General features: G+C 72.8%; 23 protein-coding genes. 16 read left to right on the forward strand and 7 right to left on the reverse strand.

What is annotated here, in order from left to right; genetic code table 11:
- Positions 1–23: 23 nt before the first annotated feature.
- The 6 genes from AB0G50_RS12655 to AB0G50_RS12680 all read left to right on the forward strand — a co-directional run bounded on the left by AB0G50_RS12655 (position 24) and on the right by AB0G50_RS12680 (position 4960).
- The gene (locus AB0G50_RS12655) at positions 24–461 is read left to right on the forward strand and encodes an SRPBCC family protein (RefSeq protein WP_360106197.1); all 438 of its coding nucleotides are present in this window, start codon (positions 24–26) and stop codon (positions 459–461) included.
- Positions 458–1648, forward strand: a complete 1191-nt coding sequence (locus tag AB0G50_RS12660) for an ArsA family ATPase (protein ID WP_360106200.1) — start codon at positions 458–460, stop codon at positions 1646–1648. The genes AB0G50_RS12655 and AB0G50_RS12660 overlap by 4 nt, the downstream gene beginning before the upstream one ends.
- A gap of 5 nt (positions 1649–1653) precedes the next feature.
- Entirely contained in the window at positions 1654–1977 is a 324-nt protein-coding gene (locus tag AB0G50_RS12665) for a hypothetical protein (RefSeq protein ID WP_360106203.1), read from the forward strand.
- Positions 1971–2909 (forward strand): ROK family glucokinase, encoded by a 939-nt coding sequence (locus AB0G50_RS12670; protein WP_360106206.1) that lies wholly within the window; start codon positions 1971–1973, stop codon positions 2907–2909. The genes AB0G50_RS12665 and AB0G50_RS12670 overlap by 7 nt, the downstream gene beginning before the upstream one ends.
- 345 nt (positions 2910–3254) lie before the next feature.
- Positions 3255–4058, forward strand: a complete 804-nt coding sequence (locus AB0G50_RS12675; RefSeq protein ID WP_360106208.1) for an MEDS domain-containing protein — start codon at positions 3255–3257, stop codon at positions 4056–4058.
- Positions 4055–4960 carry an anti-sigma factor RsbA family regulatory protein gene (locus AB0G50_RS12680; RefSeq protein ID WP_360106211.1) on the forward strand — a complete coding sequence of 302 codons (906 nt, stop codon included), beginning with the start codon at positions 4055–4057 and terminating at the stop codon, positions 4958–4960. The genes AB0G50_RS12675 and AB0G50_RS12680 overlap by 4 nt, the downstream gene beginning before the upstream one ends.
- 152 nt (positions 4961–5112) lie before the next feature.
- On the opposite strand, the gene AB0G50_RS12685 is transcribed toward AB0G50_RS12680, so the two are convergent.
- On the reverse strand, positions 5113–5574 hold the full coding sequence (locus tag AB0G50_RS12685) for a hypothetical protein (RefSeq protein WP_360106214.1): 462 nt from the start codon (positions 5572–5574) through the stop codon (positions 5113–5115).
- A 197-nt stretch (positions 5575–5771) separates the two neighbouring features.
- Between AB0G50_RS12685 and AB0G50_RS12690 the strand changes: the two genes are divergently transcribed.
- The 4 genes from AB0G50_RS12690 (at position 5772) to AB0G50_RS12705 (ending at position 9704) form a co-directional block, all read left to right on the forward strand.
- Complete coding sequence (locus AB0G50_RS12690) at positions 5772–6494, forward strand: lysophospholipid acyltransferase family protein (protein ID WP_360106574.1); 723 nt, start codon at positions 5772–5774, stop codon at positions 6492–6494.
- Positions 6495–6514: 20 nt separating this feature from the next.
- Positions 6515–7027, forward strand: a complete 513-nt coding sequence (locus AB0G50_RS12695; RefSeq protein WP_360106217.1) for a polyadenylate-specific 3'-exoribonuclease AS — start codon at positions 6515–6517, stop codon at positions 7025–7027.
- 102 nt (positions 7028–7129) lie between these two features.
- On the forward strand, positions 7130–8155 hold the full coding sequence (locus tag AB0G50_RS12700) for a 6-phosphofructokinase (protein ID WP_360106220.1): 1026 nt from the start codon (positions 7130–7132) through the stop codon (positions 8153–8155).
- A 160-nt stretch (positions 8156–8315) separates the two neighbouring features.
- A complete protein-coding gene (locus AB0G50_RS12705) occupies positions 8316–9704 on the forward strand; it encodes a class II 3-deoxy-7-phosphoheptulonate synthase (protein WP_360106223.1) in 1389 nt (462 codons plus the stop codon).
- A 156-nt stretch (positions 9705–9860) separates the two neighbouring features.
- On the opposite strand, the gene AB0G50_RS12710 is transcribed toward AB0G50_RS12705, so the two are convergent.
- Positions 9861–11870, reverse strand: coding sequence for a PASTA domain-containing protein (locus AB0G50_RS12710; protein WP_360106226.1), 2010 nt, complete (start codon positions 11868–11870; stop codon positions 9861–9863).
- Positions 11871–12054: 184 nt separating this feature from the next.
- On the opposite strand from AB0G50_RS12710, the gene AB0G50_RS12715 reads away from it, so the two are divergent.
- On the forward strand, positions 12055–12420 hold the full coding sequence (locus AB0G50_RS12715) for an Rv2175c family DNA-binding protein (RefSeq protein ID WP_360106229.1): 366 nt from the start codon (positions 12055–12057) through the stop codon (positions 12418–12420).
- Positions 12421–12555: 135 nt separating this feature from the next.
- On the opposite strand, the gene AB0G50_RS12720 is transcribed toward AB0G50_RS12715, so the two are convergent.
- Positions 12556–13443 (reverse strand): phytoene/squalene synthase family protein, encoded by an 888-nt coding sequence (locus AB0G50_RS12720; protein WP_360106232.1) that lies wholly within the window; start codon positions 13441–13443, stop codon positions 12556–12558.
- The gene (gene mptB / locus AB0G50_RS12725; protein ID WP_360106235.1) at positions 13440–14921 is read right to left on the reverse strand and encodes a polyprenol phosphomannose-dependent alpha 1,6 mannosyltransferase MptB; all 1482 of its coding nucleotides are present in this window, start codon (positions 14919–14921) and stop codon (positions 13440–13442) included. Before mptB ends, AB0G50_RS12720 begins: the two co-directional genes overlap by 4 nt.
- Positions 14922–15164: 243 nt before the next feature.
- Here mptB and AB0G50_RS12730 point away from each other — a divergent pair, with 243 nt between their 5' ends.
- Together AB0G50_RS12730 and AB0G50_RS12735 are read left to right on the forward strand one after the other, a co-directional pair.
- Positions 15165–15878, forward strand: a complete 714-nt coding sequence (locus AB0G50_RS12730) for an ABC transporter ATP-binding protein (RefSeq protein ID WP_360106238.1) — start codon at positions 15165–15167, stop codon at positions 15876–15878.
- A complete protein-coding gene (locus AB0G50_RS12735) occupies positions 15875–16600 on the forward strand; it encodes an ABC transporter permease (protein ID WP_360106241.1) in 726 nt (241 codons plus the stop codon). The genes AB0G50_RS12730 and AB0G50_RS12735 overlap by 4 nt, the downstream gene beginning before the upstream one ends.
- Here the strand turns inward: AB0G50_RS12735 and crtI are convergent.
- Complete coding sequence (gene crtI, locus AB0G50_RS12740; RefSeq protein WP_360106244.1) at positions 16533–18032, reverse strand: phytoene desaturase family protein; 1500 nt, start codon at positions 18030–18032, stop codon at positions 16533–16535. The two genes, AB0G50_RS12735 and crtI, sit on opposite strands and share 68 nt — an antisense overlap.
- Before the next feature lie 2 nt (positions 18033–18034).
- The gene (locus tag AB0G50_RS12745) at positions 18035–19102 is read right to left on the reverse strand and encodes a polyprenyl synthetase family protein (RefSeq protein WP_360106247.1); all 1068 of its coding nucleotides are present in this window, start codon (positions 19100–19102) and stop codon (positions 18035–18037) included.
- A 102-nt stretch (positions 19103–19204) separates the two neighbouring features.
- On the opposite strand from AB0G50_RS12745, the gene AB0G50_RS12750 reads away from it, so the two are divergent.
- Both AB0G50_RS12750 and AB0G50_RS12755 read left to right on the forward strand, forming a co-directional pair.
- Positions 19205–20089 carry a methylenetetrahydrofolate reductase gene (locus tag AB0G50_RS12750; RefSeq protein WP_360106250.1) on the forward strand — a complete coding sequence of 295 codons (885 nt, stop codon included), beginning with the start codon at positions 19205–19207 and terminating at the stop codon, positions 20087–20089.
- A 35-nt stretch (positions 20090–20124) separates the two neighbouring features.
- Positions 20125–20523 carry a VOC family protein gene (locus AB0G50_RS12755; RefSeq protein WP_360106253.1) on the forward strand — a complete coding sequence of 133 codons (399 nt, stop codon included), beginning with the start codon at positions 20125–20127 and terminating at the stop codon, positions 20521–20523.
- Here the strand turns inward: AB0G50_RS12755 and AB0G50_RS12760 are convergent.
- The gene (locus AB0G50_RS12760; protein ID WP_360106256.1) at positions 20520–21170 is read right to left on the reverse strand and encodes a DUF3153 domain-containing protein; all 651 of its coding nucleotides are present in this window, start codon (positions 21168–21170) and stop codon (positions 20520–20522) included. The genes AB0G50_RS12755 and AB0G50_RS12760 overlap by 4 nt on opposite strands.
- A gap of 103 nt (positions 21171–21273) precedes the next feature.
- Between AB0G50_RS12760 and AB0G50_RS12765 the strand changes: the two genes are divergently transcribed.
- Positions 21274–22953 (forward strand): DUF885 domain-containing protein, encoded by a 1680-nt coding sequence (locus AB0G50_RS12765; RefSeq protein WP_360106259.1) that lies wholly within the window; start codon positions 21274–21276, stop codon positions 22951–22953.
- The last annotated feature ends 36 nt before the right edge of the window (positions 22954–22989 follow it).

Below are 22989 nucleotides of genomic sequence, written 5' to 3' on the forward strand. Positions count from 1 at the left end.
GGCCACCGGGTAGCCTCCCCCGCATGGCCGACGAGTCCACCCAGTCCATCGTGATCGACGCGGCGCCGGAGCGGATCCTGGCCGTCATCGCCGACTTCGACGCCTACCCGGAGTGGGCCAACGGGGTGAAGCGCGCCGAGGTGCTGGACACCGGCGCGGACGGACTGGCGGCGCAGGTCAGGTTCAACATCGACCAGGGCCCGATCAAGGACGAGTACGTGCTCGCCTACGACGAGTGGTCGCCCTCGCGGGTGTCGTGGCACCTCGTCAAGGGCCAGATGCAGAAGTCGCAGGAGGGCAGCTACGTGCTGACCGCGAGCGGCTCGACCACCGAGGTCACCTACACGCTGTCGGTGCAGCTGGTCGTCCCGATGATCGGGCTGTTCCGCCGCAAGGCCGAGAAGATGATCATGGATACCGCGTTGAAGGAGCTCAAGCGCCGGGTGGAAAGCACGGGATGACCGCCCGACTGCTGCTGTTCACCGGCAAGGGCGGCGTCGGCAAGACGACCCTCGCCGCGGCCACCGCCGCCGCGCTCGCCGCGGCCGGCCGCAAAACCCTGGTCGTCTCCACCGATCCCGCGCACTCGCTGGGCGACGCGCTCGACGTGCCGCTGACCGCCGCCGTCACCGAGGTCGACGCGGGCCTGGCCGCCGCCCAGGTCGACCCGCGCGCGCTGGTCGACTCGACGTGGCGCGACCTGCGCGGCCACCTGCGGACCCTGCTGGCGGGTGCCGGCGTGGACGAGGTGGACGCCGAGGAGCTGACCGTGCTGCCCGGCGTCGAGGAGCTGCTGGCGCTGTCCGAGGTGCGCCGGCTCGCCTCGACCGGCCCGTGGGACGTGGTGGTCGTGGACTGCGGTCCGACCGCCGAGACGCTGCGCCTGCTCGCCCTGCCCGAGGCGTTCGCCGGGTACGTGGAACGGCTGTTCCCGACCCACCGCCGGGTGGTGCGCGGCCTGCTCGCGGGCGTCGCGGGCAGCGCCAACGTGGACCGCTGGGACGCCACCGCCGACGCGCTCGGCAGGCTCGCGGAGCACCTCGACGGCCTGCGCGCCCTGCTGACCTCGACCGACACCGCGGTGCGCCTGGTCATGACGCCGGAACGGGTGGTCGCGGCGGAAACCCGGCGCACCGTCACCGCGCTGGCGCTCCAGGGCGTCCGCGTCGACGGCGTGATCGCGAACCGCCTCGTGCCCGACCCCGGCGACGACGTCGGACCGGCGGCCGAGTGGCTGCGCGCCCGCCACCGCGAACAGCGGGCCGTGCTGGCGGAGTGGGACGACGCTCGCACGGTGGAGCACCACGCGGCCGAACCCGTCGGCCTGCCCGCCCTGCTGACCGTCGCGACCGGCCTGTACGGCCGCGACGACCCGCTGGAGCCCTTCACCGCGCCCACCGGCATCCCGCCGGTCGAGGTGGTGCGGGAGGAGGGGCACTGCTACGCCCTGCGGATCCCGCTGTCCGTCGGCGACTCGCCACTGGACCTGGCCCGGGTGGGCGACGACCTCGCGGTGACGGTGGACGGCCGGCGGAAGCTGGTCGCCCTGCCGTCGCTGCTGCGCCGGTGCGTGGTGACCGGCGCCGAACTGGACGACGCGGCCCTCGTGGTCCGCTTCGAACCCGACCCCGACCTCTGGATGCGGTGAGCGCGGTGGACCCCAGGCTGACCGAGGAACTCCGCGGCCTGCTCGACGCCGCGGCCGAGCGCGCCGAACCCTGGCTGCACCGACTCGCCTCCGCCGACGCCGGCCACGACCCGTCGACCTGCGGCTGGTGCCCGGTGTGCAACGCGGCGGCCCTGATCCGCGGCGACCGCTCGGAACTGGCCGCGAAGGCCGCCGAACACGTGGTCGGCCTGATCGCCGTGCTGCGCGCCGCCCTGGCCGACCCGACGCCGCCGGAGGACCCGGAACACCCGCCCGCGAAACCCCGCGTCCAGCACATCCCGGTGGTGCGCCGAGACCGTCCGTGCTGACGGTGGGCGTCGACGTCGGCGGCACGAGCGTGCGAGCCGGCGTCGTGGACTCCCGGGGCGCGGTCCTGGACACGGCCCGAGCCGCGACCCCGTCCGGCGAGGAAGCCCTGGAAGAGGTCATCGCCGCCACCGTGACCGAACTGGCGTCCCGCCACGACGTCTCGGCGGTGGGCCTGGCGGTGGCGGGCTTCGTGGCCTCCGACCGCCGCACCGTCCACTTCGCCCCCCACCTGGCCTGGCGTCAAGCCCCGGTGGCGGACCGAATCGCGAAGCGGACGGGACTCCCGGTGGTCCTGGAACACGACGCCAACGCCGCGGCCCTGGCCGAACACCGCTTCGGCGCCGCGAGAGGCGCCCGGGTGGCCGTCCTGGTCGCCATCGGCACGGGCATCGGCGGCGCCCTCCTGATCGACGGCGAGATCTTCCGAGGAGCCCACGGCGTGGCCCCGGAACTGGGCCACCTGCGCCTGGTCCCCGACGGCCGCCCGTGCCCGTGCGGCAAGAGCGGCTGCTGGGAGCGCTATTGCAGCGGCACGGCCCTGAGCACGACGGCAGTGGAACTCCTGGCCAGGAACCCGGGCACCTCGACCCTCCTGACCAGGGAGGCAACCCGAGACCCCCGCTCCATCACCGGCCGCCGAGTGGCAGCGGCGGCGAGGGAGGGAGACCGAATAGCCTGCCGAGCCCTCTCCGACCTGGCCCGCTGGCTGGGAGACGGCCTGGCCCTGGTGGCGGACGTCTACGACCCGGAGGTCATCGTCGTGGGAGGCGGAGTCTCAGGCTCGGCGCCACTGTTCCTGGACGAGGCAAGGGAACGCTACGCAACAGTCGTCACCGGAGCAGGCCACCGCCCGCTGGCCAGAATCCGAACAGCCCACCTCGCAGACGACGCAGGCCTGGTAGGCGCAGCCACGCTGGCCCGAACCCCTTAGCCAAGCGCCACAGGGCGCGCAAGCCCAAGCCAGTGGCCTCGTGTTCTCCCCGTATGGCCTGGGCGAAGCCCAACCGCATGTGTCAAGGGGGCACCGAACCGCCCACCGCCGCCCAAACTCACAAACGGCCCCCTTGACGCATGTGGTTGCCTCTGGCAGGCCATACGGGGAGAACACGACGCCCTTCACCCCCGGAGGCGCTGCCCGTCCGGCGAGGACGCTTTTAACGCCCTAAACAGCACCCACACCCACAGACACCCGGCCACACCCCGACAAACGCACCCCGACAAACACACCCCCCGGACCCCACTCCCCAACCCCCACCCGCCCGCGTAACCTGCCCCCATGCGCACGTCCGGCGTACTAGACGCCGTCCAAGGTCTAGGACTGCACGACCACGTGTGCTGGCCGTTCGACACCCAAGCCGACTTCATCGCCAGAGCAAGGGAATTCCTGACCGACGGCCTGGCGGCAGGCCAAGAGGCCTGGTACATCGCCGAAGGCCCGGTGGAGGAACTCACCACCCACCTGTCCGGCCTGGAGGACGCCCTCACCTCGGGCGCCCTGAAAGTCGTCTCCCTGAACGACGCCTACCAGGAACGCGCCGTGGAGCCGCACGTCCAGGCCGCCGCCTACGCCGTCGCCACCGAGGACGCCCTGGCCGCCGGCTACACCGGCCTCCGCGTGGCCGCCGAGGCCACCCCGCTGGTCCGCGGCGACGCCGCGCTGGACGCGTTCTGCCGCTACGAACACCTGGTCGACCGCTACATGACCGCCAAACCGTTCGCCGCGATGTGCGCCTACGACCGCCGCGTCCTCACCGACGACGAGATCGGCCACCTGGCGTGCCTGCACCCGGCGAGCGGCGCGGGCGGCGCGCAGTTCCGGTTGTTCGCGACCGAGGACGGCGTGGGACTGGAGGGCGAGATCGACCTCGACAGCCGCGAGCGCTTCCCGCTGGCCCTGCACCGCGCGGGCCTCGGCCGCAACGGCCAGGTCCTCGTCGAGGCGCCCGACCTGGACTTCATCGACCACCACGGCCTGTACGCGCTGTCCGACCTGGGCGACGTGGTGCTGCGCACCCCGCTCTCGACCGCGCGCCGCCTGGTGGACCTGCTCGACATGCCCGGCGTCCGGGTGGTGCGATGACCCCGACGCACAGCGGTTTCCGCCACGAAACCGCCTTCTACGCCACCGACGACGACTTCCTGGAGGTCGTGGTCCCGTTCGTGGACGAGGCCACCGCGGGCGGCGAGCCCGCGATCGCCGCGTTCGGCGCGGTCAACGAGAACCTGCTGCGCGACGCGGTGCGCCACCCGGAGCGGATCACCTTCCTGCCCGGCGCGACCCACTACGCCCGCCCGACCGACGCGATCCTGAACTACCGCCGCCTGCTGTCCGAGCACGTGGCGGGCGGCGCGGCGCGGATCAGGGTGGTCGGCGAGATCCCGCACCCCGGCGTCGGCGCGCCGTGGGACTGGTGGGCGCGCTACGAGGTCGCGGTGGACTCCGTCTACGGCGAGTTCCCGATGTGGGCGATGTGCGCCTACGACCTGCGCACCACCCCGGCGGCCGTCGTGGACGACGTGCTGCGCACCCACCCCGAGGTGGTGGAACGGGCGGGCCGCCGTCCGAACCCCGACTTCGGCACCCGCGTCGCCCACCCCGACCCGCACCCGGCCGAGTCGACGCCGCCGCTGATCGACCTGGTGGACCCGACCCCGGCGGTGGCCCGCCACGCCGTCGGCGCGATCGCCGCCGACCTGGACGGCACGCGCCGGGACGACATCGTGTACGCCGTCAGCGAGGCCGTGACCAACGGCATGTGCCACGGCGTGCCCCCGGTGGTGGTCCGCGCGTGGCGCTGGGCGGGCGGCGTGGTGGCGACCGTGTCCGACCGGGGCGAGGGCCCGACCAGCCCGACCGCCGGGCTGGTGCCCGAGGCGCACACGAGCACGGCGGGCCTCGGCCTGTGGCTGACGCACCGGACCTGCGCGGAGGTCACGCTCCGGCGGGCGGCGCACGGGTACACGATCATGTTCGCGGTTTAGGGGAAACCGGACCCACCGCACAGATCCGCGCACCCCGACTCACCGCGACGAACACCGCCCGGCCACGCCCGACCCACCCACAGCCCCACCGCGAGGTCCCACGACACCGGACCCACCGCACAAACTCGAAGAACAGCGGCCAAGAAAGGCGCTCAGAGCACCGCGCCGTCGTCCCACCCGGAGTCCGGCGGAGGCCCGCTCTTGATCCGCAGCACCAGCCACCCCACCCCGCAGCACAGGACCACCAGCGCCAACGTCGTCCCCAACGCGCCGCTCAACCCGAAGATCCCGGGGAACAGCAGCACCACCAACCCCAGCACGATCACCGCCAACGCCGCGATCGTCCCCTTGCGCAACGCGGGCAGCGGCGGGGGCTCGGGCGGCACGAAGTGGTCGTCCGGGTCGTCGGGCTCGTCGCCGTCGTCCACCTCGACGGTGGCCGCGGCCGAGGGGGACGACGGCGGCGCCGCGGCGGGTGTCGGATCGGGCTCGACGTCGACGTGGTCGCCCGGCCACGACCTCCCCACGCCTTCGCGTTCCAGGCCGGCCACGATCTCGGCGAAGGTCGCGTCGACGTCGTCCGGCCCGTCGGTCGGGTCGCGTCGGGAGTTCATCGGCGTGCTCCAGCCCTCCGGTCGTGAAGGCGCTTCCTGCCCGGGTCATCGTCCCACGACGGTGTTGTGTTGCGGACCACGACAGCCGTAGGGACTTGCGACCGTACCCCCTGCCCGCGGGTCTTCGTTGTGGTGTGCGCGGTCCGCTCCGTAGGCTGGTGGCGGGGATCAAGCACGTCGAGGAGGCGCTCCCAGCGGTGCTCTACTGGTTGATGAAACACATCTTTCTCGGGCCGATCCTGAAGTTGTTCTTCCGCCCCCGCATCATCGAGGGCGCGGAGAACATCCCCAAGGAGGGCGGCGCGATCCTGGCGAGCAACCACCTCGCGGTCTCCGACTCGTTCTTCCTGCCGTTGAAGCTGTCGCGGAGGGTCACCTTCCCGGCCAAGATCGAGTACTTCACCGGCAAGGGCTTGAAGGGGGCGTTCCAGCGTTGGTTCTTCTCCGGCGTCGGCCAGGTGCCGATCGACCGGTCGTCCGCGTCCGCCGCGCAGGGCGCGCTGGACACGGGCGTGCGCATCGTGCGGGAGGGCAAGCTCCTCGGCATCTACCCCGAGGGCACCCGCTCGCCCGACGGCCGGCTGTACAAGGGCAAGGTCGGCGTCGCGTGGATCGCGCTGGAGTCCGGCGCGCCGGTCATCCCGGTCGCGATGTTCGGCACCGACAAGGCCAACCCCATCGGCTCGAGGATGTGGCGGCCGTACCCGATCCGGATCAAGATCGGCAAGCCGTTGGACTTCTCCCGCTACGAGGGCCTGTCCGGCGACCGGTTCGTGCTGCGGTCGATCACCGACGAGATCATGTACGCGCTCATGGAGCTGTCCGGCCAGGAGTACGTCGACGTCTACGCGACGAAGGCCAAGGAGGACCAGGGCTCGGCGAAGCCCGTCGACCGGCTACCCGACACGAAGGCGGGCTGACCGGCCCCTAGGGTGTGCGGGTGCGGTTCTTCTACGACTGTGAGTTCATCGAGGACGGGGTGACGATCGACCTCGTCTCCATCGGGGTGGTCGACGAGGAGGGCCGCGAGTACTACGCCGTCTCCACGGAGTTCGACCCCGCGAAGGCCGGGCCGTGGGTGCGCGCCAACGTGCTCAACCAGCTCCCGTCGCCCGCCGACCAGGCGTGGCGCAGCCGGGAGCGGATCAAGGCGGACCTGCTGGAGTTCTTCGGCGGTGCCAAGGCCAACCGGGACGACGTGGAGCTGTGGGCGTGGTTCGCCGCCTACGACCACGTCGCCCTGGCCCAGTTGTGGGGCGCGATGCCCGCGCTGCCGCGCTGCCTGCCGAGGTTCACCCGCGACCTGCGGCAGCGCTGGGAGGACGTGGGCAAACCCCGGCTCCCGCTGCCGCCCGCGGACGCGCACGACGCGCTCGCCGACGCCCGGCACAACCTCGCCCGCTGGAAGGTGATCGAGACCGAGCGGCTGCGCCGGGGGTTCGCGCTCCGGTAGGCACTCCGACGGCCGTCCGGCAGGTGGGACCCTGCCTTGCTGCACCGATCCAGCTCGTGTCACGCTTGGGTGACAAGCGCCACGAAGAGATTGGCTAAGCAAATGCGCATTGGTGTGCTCACCGGCGGTGGCGACTGCCCCGGCCTCAACGCCGTGATCCGCGGTGTCGTCCGCAAGGGCGTCGAGGTCCACGGCTGGGAGGTCGTCGGCTTCCGCAACGGGTGGCAGGGTCCGATCGAGGGTCTCACCAAGCCGATCGGCCTGGCCGACGTCGAGGACATCCTGACCCGCGGCGGCACGATCCTCGGCTCCTCGCGCACCAACCCCTACAAGGTCGAGGGCGGTGTCGACCGCATCCGCGAGGTGCTGGCCGAGCACCGGATCGACGCGCTGATCGCGATCGGCGGCGAGGACACCCTCGGCGTCGCCAAGCGGCTGACCGACGACGGCATCGGCGTCGTCGGCGTGCCGAAGACGATCGACAACGACCTGGGCGCGACCGACTACACGTTCGGCTTCGACACGGCCGTGCACATCGCGACCGAGGCGATCGACCGGTTGCGCACCACCGCCGAGTCCCACCACCGCGCCCTCGTGGTCGAGGTCATGGGCCGGCACGCGGGCTGGATCGCGCTGCACTCCGGCCTGGCGGGCGGCGCGAACGGCATCCTGGTGCCCGAGCGGCCGTTCAGCGTGGAGAAGGTCGTGGAGTGGGTCGAGCGCCGCTTCGAGGCCGAGTTCGCGCCGATCATCGTGGTCGCCGAGGGCGCGGTGCCCGAGGGCGGCGCCGAGGTGCTGCACTCCGGTGAGAAGGACGCGTTCGGCCACGTCCGCCTGGGCGGCGTCGGCCAGTGGCTGTCCGAGGAGATCGCCGAGCGCACCGGCAAGGAGTCCCGCGCGGTCGTGCTGGGCCACGTCCAGCGCGGCGGCATCCCGACCGCCTACGACCGGGTCCTCGCGACCCGGTTCGGCCTGCACGCGGTCGACGCGGTGGCCGAGGGCGACTTCGGCGTCATGGTCGCGTTGCGCGGCACCGACATCGTCCGGGTCAAGCTGTCCGAGGCGACCGCCGAGCTGAAGACCGTCCCGCACGAGCGCTACGCCGAGGCCGAGGTCTTCTTCGGCTGAGTTCGAGCCCACCCGGAAGGGGGACGCGGGGTGTTCCGCGTCCCCCTTCCGCGTGTCCGGTACGTCCGGTAGTCGCCCGACCGGGTGACGGACATGACGCTCGTCATGTCCAGCCCGACCCGACCCCGTCCCGCAGCGTGGACCGCGTACGGTTGGCGACGTGAACTGGACCGTGGACGTGCCTGTGGACACGCTTCCGGAGCTCCCGCCCCTTCCGCCGGACCTCCGGTCCCGACTCGACGAAGCGCTGGCCCGGCCCGCCGCGCAGCAGCCCGAGTGGCCCGACGCCGATTTCGTGCGCCGGGTGCGGGCCGTGCTGGAGAGCGTGCCGCCGATCACCGTGCCCGCCGAGATCGACCGCCTTCGCGACAACCTCGCCCAGGTCGCCCGCGGCGAGGCCTTCCTGCTACAGGGCGGCGACTGCGCGGAGACGTTCGCGGACAACACCGAGCCGCACATCCGCGCCAACGTGCGCACCCTGCTCCAGATGGCGGTCGTGCTGACCTACGGCGCGAGCCTGCCCGTGGTCAAGATCGGCCGCATCGCGGGCCAGTACGCCAAGCCCCGCTCCTCGAACATCGACGCGCTCGGCCTCCAGTCCTACCGGGGCGACATCGTCAACTCGCTGGTGGCCACGCCCGAGGCCCGCGTCCCGGACCCGGGCCGGATGATCCGCGCCTACGCGAACGCGGGCGCGGCGATGAACCTGCTGCGCGCGATGACCACCGCCGGCATGGCCGACCTGCACCGCCTGCACGACTGGAACAAGGACTTCGTCCGCACCTCGCCCGCCGGTGAGCGCTACGAGGCCCTGGCCGCCGAGATCGACCGCGGCCTGCGGTTCATGTCCGCCTGCGGCGTGGACGACTCGTCGTTGCACACCACGGAGATCTTCGCCTCGCACGAGGCGCTGCTGCTGGACTACGAGCGGGCGCTGCTGCGGTTGGACACCAACGGCGAGCAGCCGCGGCTCTACGACCTGTCCTCGCACTTCCTGTGGATCGGCGAGCGGACCCGGCAGCTGGACGGCGCGCACATCGCGTTCGCCGAGCTGCTGTCCAACCCGATCGGCCTCAAGATCGGCCCGACGACCACGCCCGAGATGGCCGTGGAGTACGTGCAGCGGCTCGACCCGCACAACCAGCCCGGCCGGCTGACCCTGATCAGCCGCATGGGCAACGGCAAGGTGCGCGACGTGCTGCCGCCCATCGTGGAGAAGGTCACCGCGTCGGGTCACCAGGTCATCTGGCAGTGCGACCCGATGCACGGCAACACCCACGAGTCGTCCACCGGCTACAAGACCCGCCACTTCGACCGCATCGTGGACGAGGTCCAGGGCTTCTTCGAGGTGCACCGCAGGCTCGGCACCCACCCGGGCGGCATCCACATCGAGCTGACCGGCGAGGACGTCACGGAGTGCCTGGGCGGCGCCCAGGAGATCTCCGACACCGACCTCGCGGGCCGCTACGAGACGGCGTGCGACCCCCGGCTGAACACGCAGCAGTCCCTGGAACTGGCGTTCCTGGTGGCCGAGATGCTGCGCAGCTGACCACGGCGTTCCCGACGCCCCCGGATCCTCACCGATCCGGGGGCGTCGTGCTTTTCCGGGCCTTCCCGGAACCACCACGAAGCGCGCACCCCCGGACCCGCTCGGTCCCCCCGCGCGAGTCGGCCGGCGGTGGCACCGACCCGCGCCGGACGGGGCCTACAGGGCGATCAGGACGACCTTGGTGCCCTTGGCGACCTTGGTGCCCGGCCGCACGGACTGGTTCACGACGGTCGCGCGGTCGCGGTTGTTGAACTGGACCTCGACTTGGAGGCCCGCGTCCTCGAGGGTCTTCTTGGCGTCCTTGATGCGCTTGCCCTCGACGTTCGGCACCGTCACCGAGGTGGACAGGGTCACCGTCACCTTGCGGTCGCCGCCGTTGGCGACGTTCGTGCCGGCCGGCGGGTTGGTGCGCACGACCTTGCCGTTCTCCACGCCGTCGGCGAACTCCGCGGGACCCTCCACCGGGTCGAAGCCCGCCGCGCTCAGCGCCGCGAACGCCTCGTCCTTGGACTTGCCCGCGACGTTGGGCACCGGCTTGGGCTGGGAGCCCTTGCTGATGACGATCCGCACCGTCGAGCCGATCGCGACCTCGGTGCCCGGTGCCGGGTTCAGCGTCACGACCTTGCCCTTGGCCACCCGGTCGCTGAACGCCGCCTCGCCCTCGTTCAGCTCGGCCTTCAACCCGACCGACTCGATCTCCCTCTGCGCCGCCGCGACGTCGACGCCCGCCTGCACGGTCGGCACCACCGGCTTGCCGCGCGACACGACCAGCCGCACCAGGTCGCCGTGCAGCGCCTCGGTGCCCGCCTTCGGCTCGGAGCCGATCACCACCCCGTTCGGGATGGTGTCGCTGTTCTGGCTGGTGATCGCGGACTTCAGCGACACGTCGTCGAGCAGCGCGGTGGCGACCTTCTCCTCCTTGCCGACCAGGTCGGGCACGGTCGACACCCGGCCGACGGCCATCCACCACGAGCCGAGGCCGACCAGCACGCCGACCACGACCACCACCGACATCCAGGTGACGAACTGCCGCTTGCTCTTGCGGCGCATCTCCTCGTGCAGCTGCTCGGGGGTCTTCTTCGGCCGCTTCTTGCGCGGCCGGGGCGGCGCGGGGGGAGCGGGCGGCGCGGCGACCGGCGCGGCCAGTTCGGCGCGCGAGATCGCCCGCGTGCCCTGCGGACCCACCGGCGCGGGCGTGGGCGTCCGCAGCACCGGCATGGTCAGCTCGGCGGGTGACGGCGCGCCGGGAGCGGCCTGCTGGAGCACCCGCACGGTGCCCGCCTCGACCGCGACGGGCCGCTGCACGCCCGGCACCGGCACGTCCACCGTCGCGATGCCCAGTTCGGCCCGCGCGGCCTCCACCTCGCCCAGGAACGCCTCGGCGTCCTTGGGGCGCAGGAACGGCTCGCGGCGGGTCGCCCGGCGGACCAGTTCGGCCACCGGCGGCGGCACGTCCAGCAGGGGCGGCACGTCGTCGTTCACGTGCCGGTAGGCGACCGAGATCGCGTTGTCGCCCACGTACGGCGGCGTGCCGGTCAGCATCTCGTAGAGCACGATCCCGGCCGCGTACACGTCGCTGCGCGCGTCCGCCGAACCCGTGGAGACCTGCTCGGGCGAGAGGTAGGCGACGGTGCCGAGGATCGTCGTGTCGCTGGTGACGCCCACCCCGGACACCGCGCGGACCAGGCCGAAGTCGGCGACCTTCACCACACCGCCGCGACCGATGAGCACGTTCTCCGGCTTGATGTCCCGGTGCACGAGGTCGGCGCGGTGCGCGGCGGCCAGCGGGGAGAGGATCTTCTCCAGCACGGTCAGCGCCAGCGGCACGTCGAGCGTCCCGCGCGCGGTGAGCAGGTCGCGCAGCGTGCCGCCCTCGACCAGTTCCATCACGAGGTACACGCGGTCCTCGTCGACGCCCTGGTCGTGCACGGCGACCACACCGGGGTGGTGCAGGCCGGCCGCGGCGCGCGCCTCCCGCTCGAACCGGGCGACGAACGCCGGGTCCGCGGAGAACTGCGGTTCCATGACCTTGATCGCGACCGGGCGTTCCAACCGCGTGTCCACGCCGCGGTAGACGGTGGACATCCCGCCGCGCGCCACGAGGTCGCCGACCCGGTAGCGTTGTTCGAGCAACCCGCCGATCACGTTCGTCGCCGACCTTTCCACAGCCGTGGATCGTACGGTGGGGTGGGCTGACCGGTGCCCCGTGATCGAGGATCGTGGGCGACGTGTGGGGTCGGTGTCAAAAGCCCTGGGAAACAGGGGGTGTACCCGGGTCGACCCGCGGGTGTACCGCTTCCACCCGGTTGGCGCAGGGCGTTGCTCCCGTCGTTGTGGCATCGTGACGCTCGTGAGTGCGATTCCTGCCGCTGCGGATGTGCTGGCTCCCGACCTCGAGGTCCTGGACCTGCCCGAGGTCGCCGAGCGCCTGGCCCTCCCGGTCAACCGTGTCCACCAACTGCTGCGCGACGGCCAACTGCTCGCGGAACGCCGTGCGGGCACGCTCGTGGTCCCCGCCGACTTCCTCGCCGCCGGAGGCGTGGTCAAGGGACTGCCCGGCACCATCACGGTGCTGCGCGACTCCGGCTACTCGACCGACGAGATCCTCCGGTGGCTGTTCACCGAGGACGAGACCCTTCCCGGCACGCCGATCGAGGCGTTGCGCGGCGACCGGGGCCGCGAGGTGAAGCGGCGGGCGCAGGCGATGGGGTTCTGAGCACCTGACGACAAGACCCGGGCGGCCGGGCGGCTCACCACGAGCCGTCCGGCCGTCGTGCGTCCCGAGGCTGCGCGGCGCGCCGAGACGGCAAACCCACGGCCGGGACGGCGTCGAAGCGCGGCCCCGCGGCGGTCAGCGGGTCCTGGCGCGGGCCAGGAGGGCCGAGACGAGGCCGGGTAGGGCCACGGCCAGGCGTCGCCGGTTCGGGACGACCACGCGGTGGTCCAGGACGTCGTAGTCGGCCTCCGCGATGCCCTCCAGGATGTCGCGGTACAGCACGAGCGCCGTGCGCACGCACGGGCGGGACACCGGCGCGAGCATCGGCACGCCGGCCTCGGCCTCCCGGTACACCGCGTGGGTGTGCGCGACCAGGTGCCGCAGCACCCGCCGGACCCGCCGGTCGGCCACGCCCGTCCGCCTGCCGTGCTCCAGCAGCTCCCGGTCGACGCCGTACGCGGTCAGCACGTCCCGCGGCAGGTAGACCCGGCCCCGGTCGAGGTCCTCGCCCACGTCGCGGAGGAAGTTGGTCAGCTGGAACGCCCGGCCCAGCGCGGCCGCCGACGGCTCGGCCTCGGCGCGCGGCACGACGGTGCCGAACACCGGCAGCAGTTGCAGCCCGATCACCGCCGCCGACCCGTGCACGTAGTCGTCCAGCTCGGCGAACGTCGCGTACGACGTCACGGTCAGGTCCATCCGCATGGACCGCAGGAAGTCGTCGAACAGCGCGTGGTCGAGGTCGTACCGGCGCGCGGTGTCGGCCAGCGCGACCAGCACCGGGTGCCCGGTCGGCCGGCCCGCCAGCTCCTCGGTCAGCTGCGCGGCCAGCTCGGCCAGCTCGGCCGCCGGGTCCGGCGAGGTGCCCGCGTCCACGATCTCGTCGGCGCAGCGGGCGAACCCGTACAGGGCGTGCACGGCGGGTCGGCGCTCGGGCGTGAGCAGCCTCGTGGCCAGGAAGAACGTGCGGCCGTGCCGGGCGTTCAGCTCGCGGCAACGGGCGTAGGCCGCGGCCGTGTCGGTCACGTGTACCTGCTCGACAGCCGCAACGGGTCGGGGGTCAGCACGGTCACGGCGGCCAGCGCGGACGCGCCCACCGCGAACACCAGGTAACCCCACGAGTAGAGCGCCGTGTCCCCGTTGGGGAAGGTCACCAGCAGCAGGAACACCGAGAAGAACGCCACCGCGCGCAACCCGCCCGCGGTCCACGCGAGCCCGGCGGCGAGCACCAGCGTCCAGCTGAAGTACCACGGCAGGGTGGCGGGGGAGAGCAGCGCGACGGCCAGCATGGTGATCGCCGCCCGGCGCACCGCCTCGGGACCGCCGTCGTCGGCCGCGCGCCACTGCCGCCACGCGATGAAGACCAGCAGCAGCGAGCCGATCCCGCGCGCGACGGTCAGGAACCAGTCGGGTTCGACCTGCACGAACCCACTGGCCAGCGTATGCGCGAAATCGCCGATGGCGGTGGGCACCGACAGCCAGTTCACGATGGTGGACGACGTGCTCAGCGCCGGGATCCAGCCCAGGTCCAGGCCCGCGACCACGGTGCAGCCGGTGAACACCGCGGTGAACACGGCCACGCCGCCCGCGATCGCCTTGACCAGCTGCGCCCGCCGCGTGCCGGTCAGCCGCCTGGCCCACACCAGCACCAGGAACGGCAGCGCGACCACGGCCGTCGCCTTCACCGCGAACGCCAGCGTCACGACCGCGACGCCCAGCACGTGCCGGCGGTCGAGCACGAACAGGGTGCCCGCGGCGAGCAGGCCGACCATCAGCATGTCGTTGTGCGCGCCGCCGATCAGGTGCACCAGCACCAGCGGGTTCGCCGCGGCCAGCCACAGCGCGACGGCGGGCGTGCCGCCGAGGTGCCTGGCGAGACCGGGCAGCGCCCAGCAGACCAGCGCGAGCCCGGCCGCGAGCACGAGCCGCATCAGCACGACACCGCCGATGACGCTCGCGCCGGTGGCCCACACGACGCCCTCGGCGAGCATCATGAAGAACGGCCCGTAGGGCGCCGGGGTGTTCTGCCAGACCCAGCTGACGTTGTCCGACAGCGAGCTCTGGAGCACCGCCGGTCCGACCGCGTACGGGTCGAGGCCGTTGAGCGCGAGCTGGCCCTGCGCCAGGTAGCTGTAGATGTCCTTGGAGAACAGCGGTGGCGCGAACAGCAGCGGCAGCGTCCAGGCGACCACGGCGGTCAGCACGGCGTTGCTGCCCACGTGCCGGTTGCGCACCATGCGCCCCAGCCGCACCCACGCCCAGATCACCAGCGCCAGGCCCAGGTACAGCACGGCGGTGGCGAGGTCGCGGCCGTGCCCGTAGCGGATCCAGCTCAGCGACGTGTCGGTGAGCAGCGGGTCCTGCTTGAGGATCGCGCCCGCGCCGGAGCCGCCGAGCGCCACGAGCATGACGCCCGCGACGCCGAGCAGGATCGTGCGGATCGGGATGCCGCCGGGGTCCGGTCGACCGCGCGCGTCGTCCACCTGGGTAGCGGCGGACGGCACCGGGTCGGCAGGTGCGGCGCTCGATCGGGGAGGAGACGGGGTCGCGGCCATCGCGGCAACATCGTCGCACAACAGGTCGGCGCGTCGGCACGCAATGGCGCACTCGCGTGACGGTGTTGTGACACCCCGGGGGATCCTCGCACGCGCGCGCCCGCGACGGCGAGGGCCCAGTCGGCCTATTCCCGACGCCGGGACCAGCGCCGATCTTGCCGCCGGCCGGTCGCCGGGGCAATAATTCAACACATGTCCAATTACGCGGTCGACGTCGACGGGTTGACCGTCGCGCGGGGTGGGCGCGAGGTCGTGCGCGGGCTGAGCTTCACCGCCGCGCGCGGCTCGGTCACGGGGTTGCTGGGACCGAGCGGGTGCGGCAAGACGACCCTGCTGCGGTCCGTCGTCGGGGTGCAGGCGGTGCGCGCGGGCGTGGTGACCGTCCTCGGCGAGCCGGCGGGCAGCCCGGCGCTGCGGACCCGGATCGGCTACTCCACCCAGAGCCCGTCGGTGTACGCGGACCTGACCGTGGTGGAGAACCTGCGCTACTTCGCGTCCGTGCTCCGCGCGCCCGCCTCCGACGTGGACCGGGTGCTCGACGACGTCGGGTTGACCGGGCACGCCGGGCAGCTCGTCGGCACGCTCTCCGGCGGCGAGCGCGGTCGGGCGAGCCTCGCCGTGGCCCTGCTCGGCGCGCCCGAGTTGATCGTGCTGGACGAGCCGACCATGGGCCTGGACCCGGTGCTGCGCGAACAGCTCTGGGGCCTGTTCCACCGGCTGGCGGAGACGGGCGTGGCGCTGCTGGTGTCCAGCCACGTGATGGACGAGGCGGCCCGGTGCGACCGGCTGCTGCTGATGCGCGCGGGCGCGCTGCTCGCCGACGACACCCCGGACCGGCTGCGCGAGCGGACCGGCGAGCGCGACCTGGAGCGGGCGTTCCTGGCCCTGGTGAAGGAGGCGGCGTGAACACCCTGGCCACCGCGCGGCGGATCCTCACCCAGCTGCGGCACGACCGGCGCACCGTCGCACTGCTGGTGCTGATGCCGTCGGTGCTGCTCGTGCTGCTGCGCTACGTGTTCGACTCGGAGCGGGCGTTCGGCCGGGCCGCGCCCGCGCTGCTCGGCGTCTTCCCCTTCGCGATCATGTTCATCGTGGCGTCGATCACCACGTTGCGGGAACGGCTCACCGCGACGCTGGAGCGGTTGATGACCATGCCGATGGGCAGGCTCGAGCTGCTGTTCGGCTACGCGATCGCGTTCGGGCTGGTCGCGGTGGCGCAGGTGGCGGTGGCCTCGGTGGTCGCGCTGACCTGGCTCGGCCTGGACGTGGCCGGGCCGGTGTGGCTGCTGGTGCTGATCGCGGTGCTCGACGCGCTGCTGGGCACGGCGCTGGGCCTGTTCGCCAGCGCGTTCGCCCGCACCGAGTTCCAGGCCGTGCAGTTCATGCCCGCGATCGTCATGCCGCAGGTGCTGCTGTGCGGGCTGTTCACCCCGCGCGGTGACATGGCGCCGGTGCTGAGCGCGGTGTCCGACGTGCTGCCGCTGTCCTACGCGGTCGACGCGTTGACCCACGTGACGACGTCCGCCGACGTCGACGGCACGCTGGTGCGCAACCTGCTGGTCATCGCGGGCTGCGCGCTCGCGGCCTTGCTGCTCGGCGCGGCGACGCTGCGGCGCCGGACCCCGTGATCCGCCGCGCGGCGAGCCGGCCGGAGATCAGCACCGGCGGCACGCCGACGCCCGGCGTGGTGCCGCAGCCCGCGAGCACCGCGTTCTCCAGGCCGGAGACCAGGTTGCGCGGTCGGAACGGGCCGGTCTGGGCGAACGTGTGCGCGGCCGAGAACGGGGTGCCGGCGACCAGCCCGAGCCGGGCCCAGTCGCGCGGCGTGACCAGCCGCTCCACCTCGACCGACGCGCCGAACCCGGTCAGCCCGCGCGACTCCAGCACGCCGACCAGCTCGTCCCGGTAGGCCGGGCCGACGCGTTCCCAGTCGATCGGGCCCACCCGCAGGTTCGGCGCCGGCGCCAGCACGAACACGCCCTGCCCCGGCGGGGCGCTGACCAGCAGCGACGGGTCGCTCATCAGGGTGCCGCGCCGGGTCAGCTCCTCGAACGTGCGGTCCCACTCGCGGCCGAAGAAGATCGTGTGGTGGGCGAGTTCCGGCCAGCGCCGCCGGGTGCCCGCGTGCAGCACGACCGCCGACGGCGACCAGGTCATCCGCACCGGCCGGCGCGGTCGGTGGCCGAGCAGCCGGTAGGACGTGGGCAGGTCCGGCGTCAGCACGACCGCGTCGCACGGGATCCGCTCGCCCTGCGCGGTGCGCACCGCGGTGACCCGACCGCCGATCCGCTCCAGCCACGCCACCCGGGTCGAGAACCGCAGGTCCGCGCCCGCGTCCCGGGCACTGGCGGCCAGCGCGTCCGGCAGCGCCCGCATCCCGCCGCGCGGGTGGTAGACGCCCGCGACCGTGTCCATGTACGCGATCACCGCGTACGCGGCCAGGGCCTTGCGCGGCGGCACACCCGCGTACAGCGACTGGAAGGAGAAGACGCGCTGGAGGCGCTCGTCGCGCAGGAACCGGGCCACCGACGGGCCGAGCCTGGCGAACCCGCCCAGCGCGGCCAACCGCGCGAGCCCCGGCGTGACCAGGCTCAGCGGCGAGTCGAAGTTCGCGCCGATGAACGCGTCCTTCTCCACCCGGTACAGCTCGGTCAGCCACGCCCGCAGCGCCCGGTAGCCGGCCGCCTCGGCGGGACCGGCGAACCGGCGCACCTCCTCCTCCATGGCGTCGCCGTCGGCGTGCACGTCCAGCACCGCGCCGTCGGCGAACCGGGCCCGGTAGGCCGGGTCGACGGGGTCCAGCGGCAGCCGGTCGGCCAGCGAGTCGCCCACCGCGTGCAGCGCCTCGTCCACCAGCTCGGGCATGGTCAGCACGGTGGGGCCGGTGTCGAAGGAGTACCCGCCGAGGTCGAGCCGGCCCGCCCGCCCGCCGGGCACCTCGTCCCGTTCCACGACGGTGACCCGGCGGCCCGCGCCCAGCAGGTGCAGCGTCGCGGAGAGGCCCGCGAGCCCCGCGCCCACCACCACGACGTGGTCGGTGCGACCGGTGACCGCGCGCATGCTCAGCGGGTCCGCTTCGTGGCGCTGATCGCCAGCTCGGCCAGCCGCTCGCACGCGGGCTCGGCCACCGGCGCGCGCTCCAGGGCGGCCAGCGCGGACGCGGTCAGCTCGCCGATGCGCTCCTCGACCGCGGCCACCGCGCCGACCTCGACCAGCCGCGCGCGCACCTCGTCGACCACGGCCACGTCCAGGTCCGGCTTGCCCAGCGCCTCGTGCAGCACGTCCGCGCCGAACCGCATGCCCAGCGCGACGAGCAGCGTCCGCTTGCCCTCGCGCAGGTCGTCGCCCGCGGGCTTGCCGGTCACCGCCGGGTCGCCGAACACGCCCAACAGGTCGTCGCGCAGCTGGAACGCCACGCCGATGTCGCGGCCGAACGAGCGCAACCCCTCCACCAGCTCCGGCGAGCCGCCGCCGATCGCGGCGCCCATGTGCAGCGGCCGTTCGACGGTGTACGCGGCGGTCTTGAGCCGGTCGATGCGCAGCGCGGCGTCCGGCGAGGCGTCGCCGCGGGCCTGGGTCAGCACGTCCAGGTACTGGCCCGCGAGCATCTCGGTGCGCATGTCCCGCCACGGCAGGCTCAGCCGCTGCAACGCGTCGGTCGGCAGGCCGGCGGCGAACAGCATGTCGTCGGCCCAGGCCAGCGCCACGTCGCCGATCAGCACCGCGGCGGCCAGGCCGAACCGCTCGGGCTCGCCGAGCCAGCCCCGCGCGACGTGCTCGCGGGCGAACCGGATGTGCACGGTCGGCATGCCGCGCCGGGTCTCGGAGGCGTCCATCAGGTCGTCGTGCACCAGCGCGCACGCCTGGATCAGCTCGAGCGAGCTGACGGCGGTGAGCACGGAGCCGGCCAGCGCGCCCTCGGGGTCGCCGCCCGCGGCGCGCCAGCCCCACCACGCGAAGGTGGGCCGGATCCGCTTGCCGCCGCCGAGGACGAAGTCGGCGAGCGCGTCGACCGCGCCGGTGAAGTTCTCCTCCATCCGCTCGCCCAGCTCTCGGCGGTCGGCGAGGTAGTCCGCCAACGCGGTGTCGACGTGCTTGGGCAGTTCTAGGTCCAACGGGTGGAGCGGCACCCGTCTATCGTCACCTCTGGGGTGTCCGGCCGCCTCACCGGGGGGTCGTCCCACCTCGTGAACGTTGTCTTCCACGCCTCGGCCGCCCACTAGGCTGGTGCCATGACGTCGGTGGTCGAGCGCCTGGACCGGGGTTCACCCGTGTTCTCCGTCGAGTTCTTCCCTCCTCGCGACGAGGCGGACGAGGTCGTGCTGTGGCGGGCGATCCGCGAGCTGGAGTCGTGGGACCCCGCCTTCGTGTCGATCACCTACGGCGCGGGCGGCTCGTCGCGCGACCGCACCATCCGCACCACCGCCCGGGTGGTGCAGGAGACGACGCTGACGCCCATGGCGCACCTCACCGCCGTGGAGCACTCGATCGCCGAGCTGCGCAATGTGATCGGCTGGTACGCGGCGGTCGGCGTGCGCAACATCCTCGCGGTGCGGGGCGACCCGCCCGGCGACCCCAACGGCGAGTGGGTGCGGCACCCCGACGGCCTGACCTACGCCGAGGAGCTGGTCCGGCTGTGCCGCGAGCTCGGCGACTTCTGCGTCGGCGTGGCCGCGTTCCCCTACGGGCACCCGCGGTCGGGCGACGTGGACACCGACACCCGGCACCTGGTGGCCAAGTTCGACGCGGGCGCGGACTTCGCGATCGCGCAGCTGTTCTTCCAGCCCGAGGACTTCCTGCGGATGCGCGACCGGCTCGCCGCGCGGGGCTGCGACGCGCCGCTGCTGCCCGGCCTGATGCCGTTGACCACGGCCAGGACGCTGGCCAAGACCGCCGAGCTGTCGGGCGTGCCGGTGCCGGACTCGGTGGCGCGCAGGCTGGACCCGTTCGCGGACGACCCGATCGGGTTCCGCAAGGAGGGCATCGACCTGGTGACGGAGGTCGGGGAGCGGCTGCTCGCCGAGGGCGTGCCGGGTCTGCACTTCTACACGTTCAACCGCTCCAAGGCGACCAAGGAGGTCGTGGGCAGGCTGGGACTGGTGTCCGCTCGGGCGTAGCCGCAGATGTCGGTAATGGCCCTATGGTGTGCTCTGTGAACGCGCCAAAGGTGACCGCGTTGCTGATGTTCCAGGGCCAGGCCGAAGAGGCCATGACGTTCTACACGTCGCTCTTCGACGACGGCGAGGTGCTGTCGGTGACCCACTTCGGACCCGACCAGCCCGGATCGGAGGGATCGGTGTCGCACGCCACCTTCCGGATCGGCGGGCAGCAGTACATGTGCATGGACAGCTCAGTCCCGCACGACTTCACCTTCACCCCGTCGGTCTCGCTCTTCGTGGAGTGCGAGTCGGAGGACGAGATCGACCGGGTGTACGCGGCCCTGTCGGACGGCGGAATGCCGTTGATGCCCTTGGACGACTACGGGTTCAGCGAGAAGTTCGGGTGGCTCAGCGACCGTTTCGGCGTCAGCTGGCAGCTCAACTACAACTAGGCGACCAGGCTCCGGCGGTGCGACACCAGCGCGAGGATCACCACGATCAGTGCCGCGCCGCCGGTCAACCCCGCGACGAGCAGCGCCCAGCCGCCGTAGGCGGGTTCGTTCTCGCCCGGGTAGCGGACCGTGGCGGTGATCATCGAGGCCTGGCCCGGTTTCGGCGCCCACGCGACCGTGGCGTCCTCCTCCTCTCGCCCGTTCGTGTCGATCACCTCACCCGGAAAGCTGATCTTCACCTGGATGTCCGCCCGGTCCACCGGGACGGTGCTCAGGTCGACCGAGCCGGACAGCGTCACCAGGTCGCCGGACCGGCGGAAGTTGAGCTGGTACCGGCTGCTCGACGAGCTGGTGGCCATCGAGAGCGTGCGGACCTCCTCGAAGGTCAACCCGCTGAAGTTCAACTGCGTACCGGCGTAGTTGTCCTGCTTGTACGGCTTGGTCGTCACCCGGCTGGCCAGCTCGGAGGGCACCTTGAGCTGCGGCCCGGGGTCGTTGTCCTGGGTCGGCGGCGTGGCGGCCACGATCTCGCCGGACACCCGGTCGTCGGGGGAGATCGCCATCGCCGCGTGCAGTCGCACGCAGCCGCTCAGCGACAGCGCGAGCAGCACGAAGACCGGGAAGAGGAGCGCGGAGGCCCTGGGCACGCGGTCATCCTGCCGGCCGGGTCAAAAGTTGACCCGCGTGAGCGGTCGTGAGCGTCGCTAAACGCCTGTCGGGGTGACAAGAGCCGGAGGTACCGTGCCGGTCATGTCATCTTCGACCGCCGGCGTGCACGGCATCAGCAACCAGTACGTGGCCGACTACGCCGCCGCGGACCCGATCGTGGCCACCATGATCGGTGTTCCCGGACACGACGAGCGGTTGACGGACTTCTCACCCGACGGTGTGCAGGCCCGGGCCGAGCTGGCCCGGCGCGCGGTGGCCGCGGTGGCGGCCGCCGACCCCGTCGACAAGTCCGAGGCGGACGCCAAGGCGGTGTTCCTCGAGCGCGTGGGCGTCGACGTCGACCTGGCCGACTCGGGCGAGATGTCGGCCCAGCTCAACGTGATCGCGAGCCCGGTGCAGCTGGTGCGCGAGGTGTTCGACCAGATGGCGACCGCCACCACCGAGGACTGGGCGGTGATCGCCCGCCGGCTGGCCGCCGTTCCGGAGGCGGTCGCGGGGGTGCGCGCGGGTCTGGGCGCGTCCGCCGACGCGGGCAAGGTCGCCGCGCTGCGCCAGGTGACCAAGGTCGCCGCGCAGTGCGACACCTGGGCGGGTCGCGGCGACGGCCGCTCGTACTTCGCGAACTTCATCGCCGACGCGCCCGAGGACACCGCGCTGCGGGCCGACCTGGAGGCGGGCGCGAAGGCCGCCGCCGAGGCCTACGCCGACCTGGCCGTGTTCCTGCGCGAGGACCTGGCGCCGCGCGCGCCGTCGAAGGACGCCGTCGGCGAGGACGTCTACCGCCTGTGGTCGCGGTACTTCATCGGCTCGCGGCTCGACCTGGCCGAGGCCTACGAGTGGGGCTGGGCCGAGTTCACCCGCGTCGAGACCGAGATGAAGCAGGTCGCCGCGCGGATCAGGCCGGGCGCGACGCCCGCCGAGGCCGCCGCCGCGCTCGACGCCGACAGCCGCTACCTCGTCCAGGGCCAGTCCGGGCTCCAGTCGTGGATGCAGGACCTGTCGGACAAGGCGCTGCTCGCGGTGCGCGACGTGCACTTCGAACTGCCCGACGAGCTGATGGCGCTGGAGTGCCGGATCGCGCCGCCCGGCGGTGGCGTCGGCGCGTACTACACCGGTCCCACGCCGGACTTCTCCCGGCCGGGCCGGATGTGGTGGTCGGTGCCCGCGGACAAGCAGGAGTTCTCGACCTGGCGCGAGGTCACGACCGTCTACCACGAGGGCGTTCCCGGCCACCACCTCCAGGTCGCCACGGCGGTGTACCAGGCGGCGAAGCTCAACGACTTCCAGCGGCTGCTGTGCTGGGTGTCCGGCCACGGCGAGGGCTGGGCGCTCTACGCCGAGCGCCTGATGCGGGAGCTGGGCTACCTCGGCGACGACGGCGACCTGCTGGGCATGCTGGACGCCCACCTGTTCCGCGCCGCCCGGGTGGTGGTCGACATCGGCATGCACCTGGAGCTGGAGATCCCGCGGGGCACCGGGTTCCACGAGGGCGAGCGCTGGACGCCGGAGCTGGGCCTGGAGTTCATGCTCAACCGCACCATCACCGACGCGGCCCACGTGTACGACGAGATCGACCGCTACCTGGGCTGGCCGGGTCAGGCGCCGTCGTACAAGCTCGGCGAGCGGCTGTGGCTCGCGGCCCGCGACGAGGCCCGCGCCCGGCACGGCGAGGCGTTCGACCTGAAGGCGTTCCACAAGCAGGCGCTGGAGATGGGCGCCATGGGCCTGGACACGTTGCGCGAGCGCCTGTCCGAGCTCTGAGCGGTACGCGGAGGGCCGGTCGGGGCGCACCCGGCC

The sequence above is a fragment of the Actinosynnema sp. NPDC020468 genome (assembly GCF_040642015.1).
Lineage (GTDB): Bacteria > Actinomycetota > Actinomycetes > Mycobacteriales > Pseudonocardiaceae > Actinosynnema.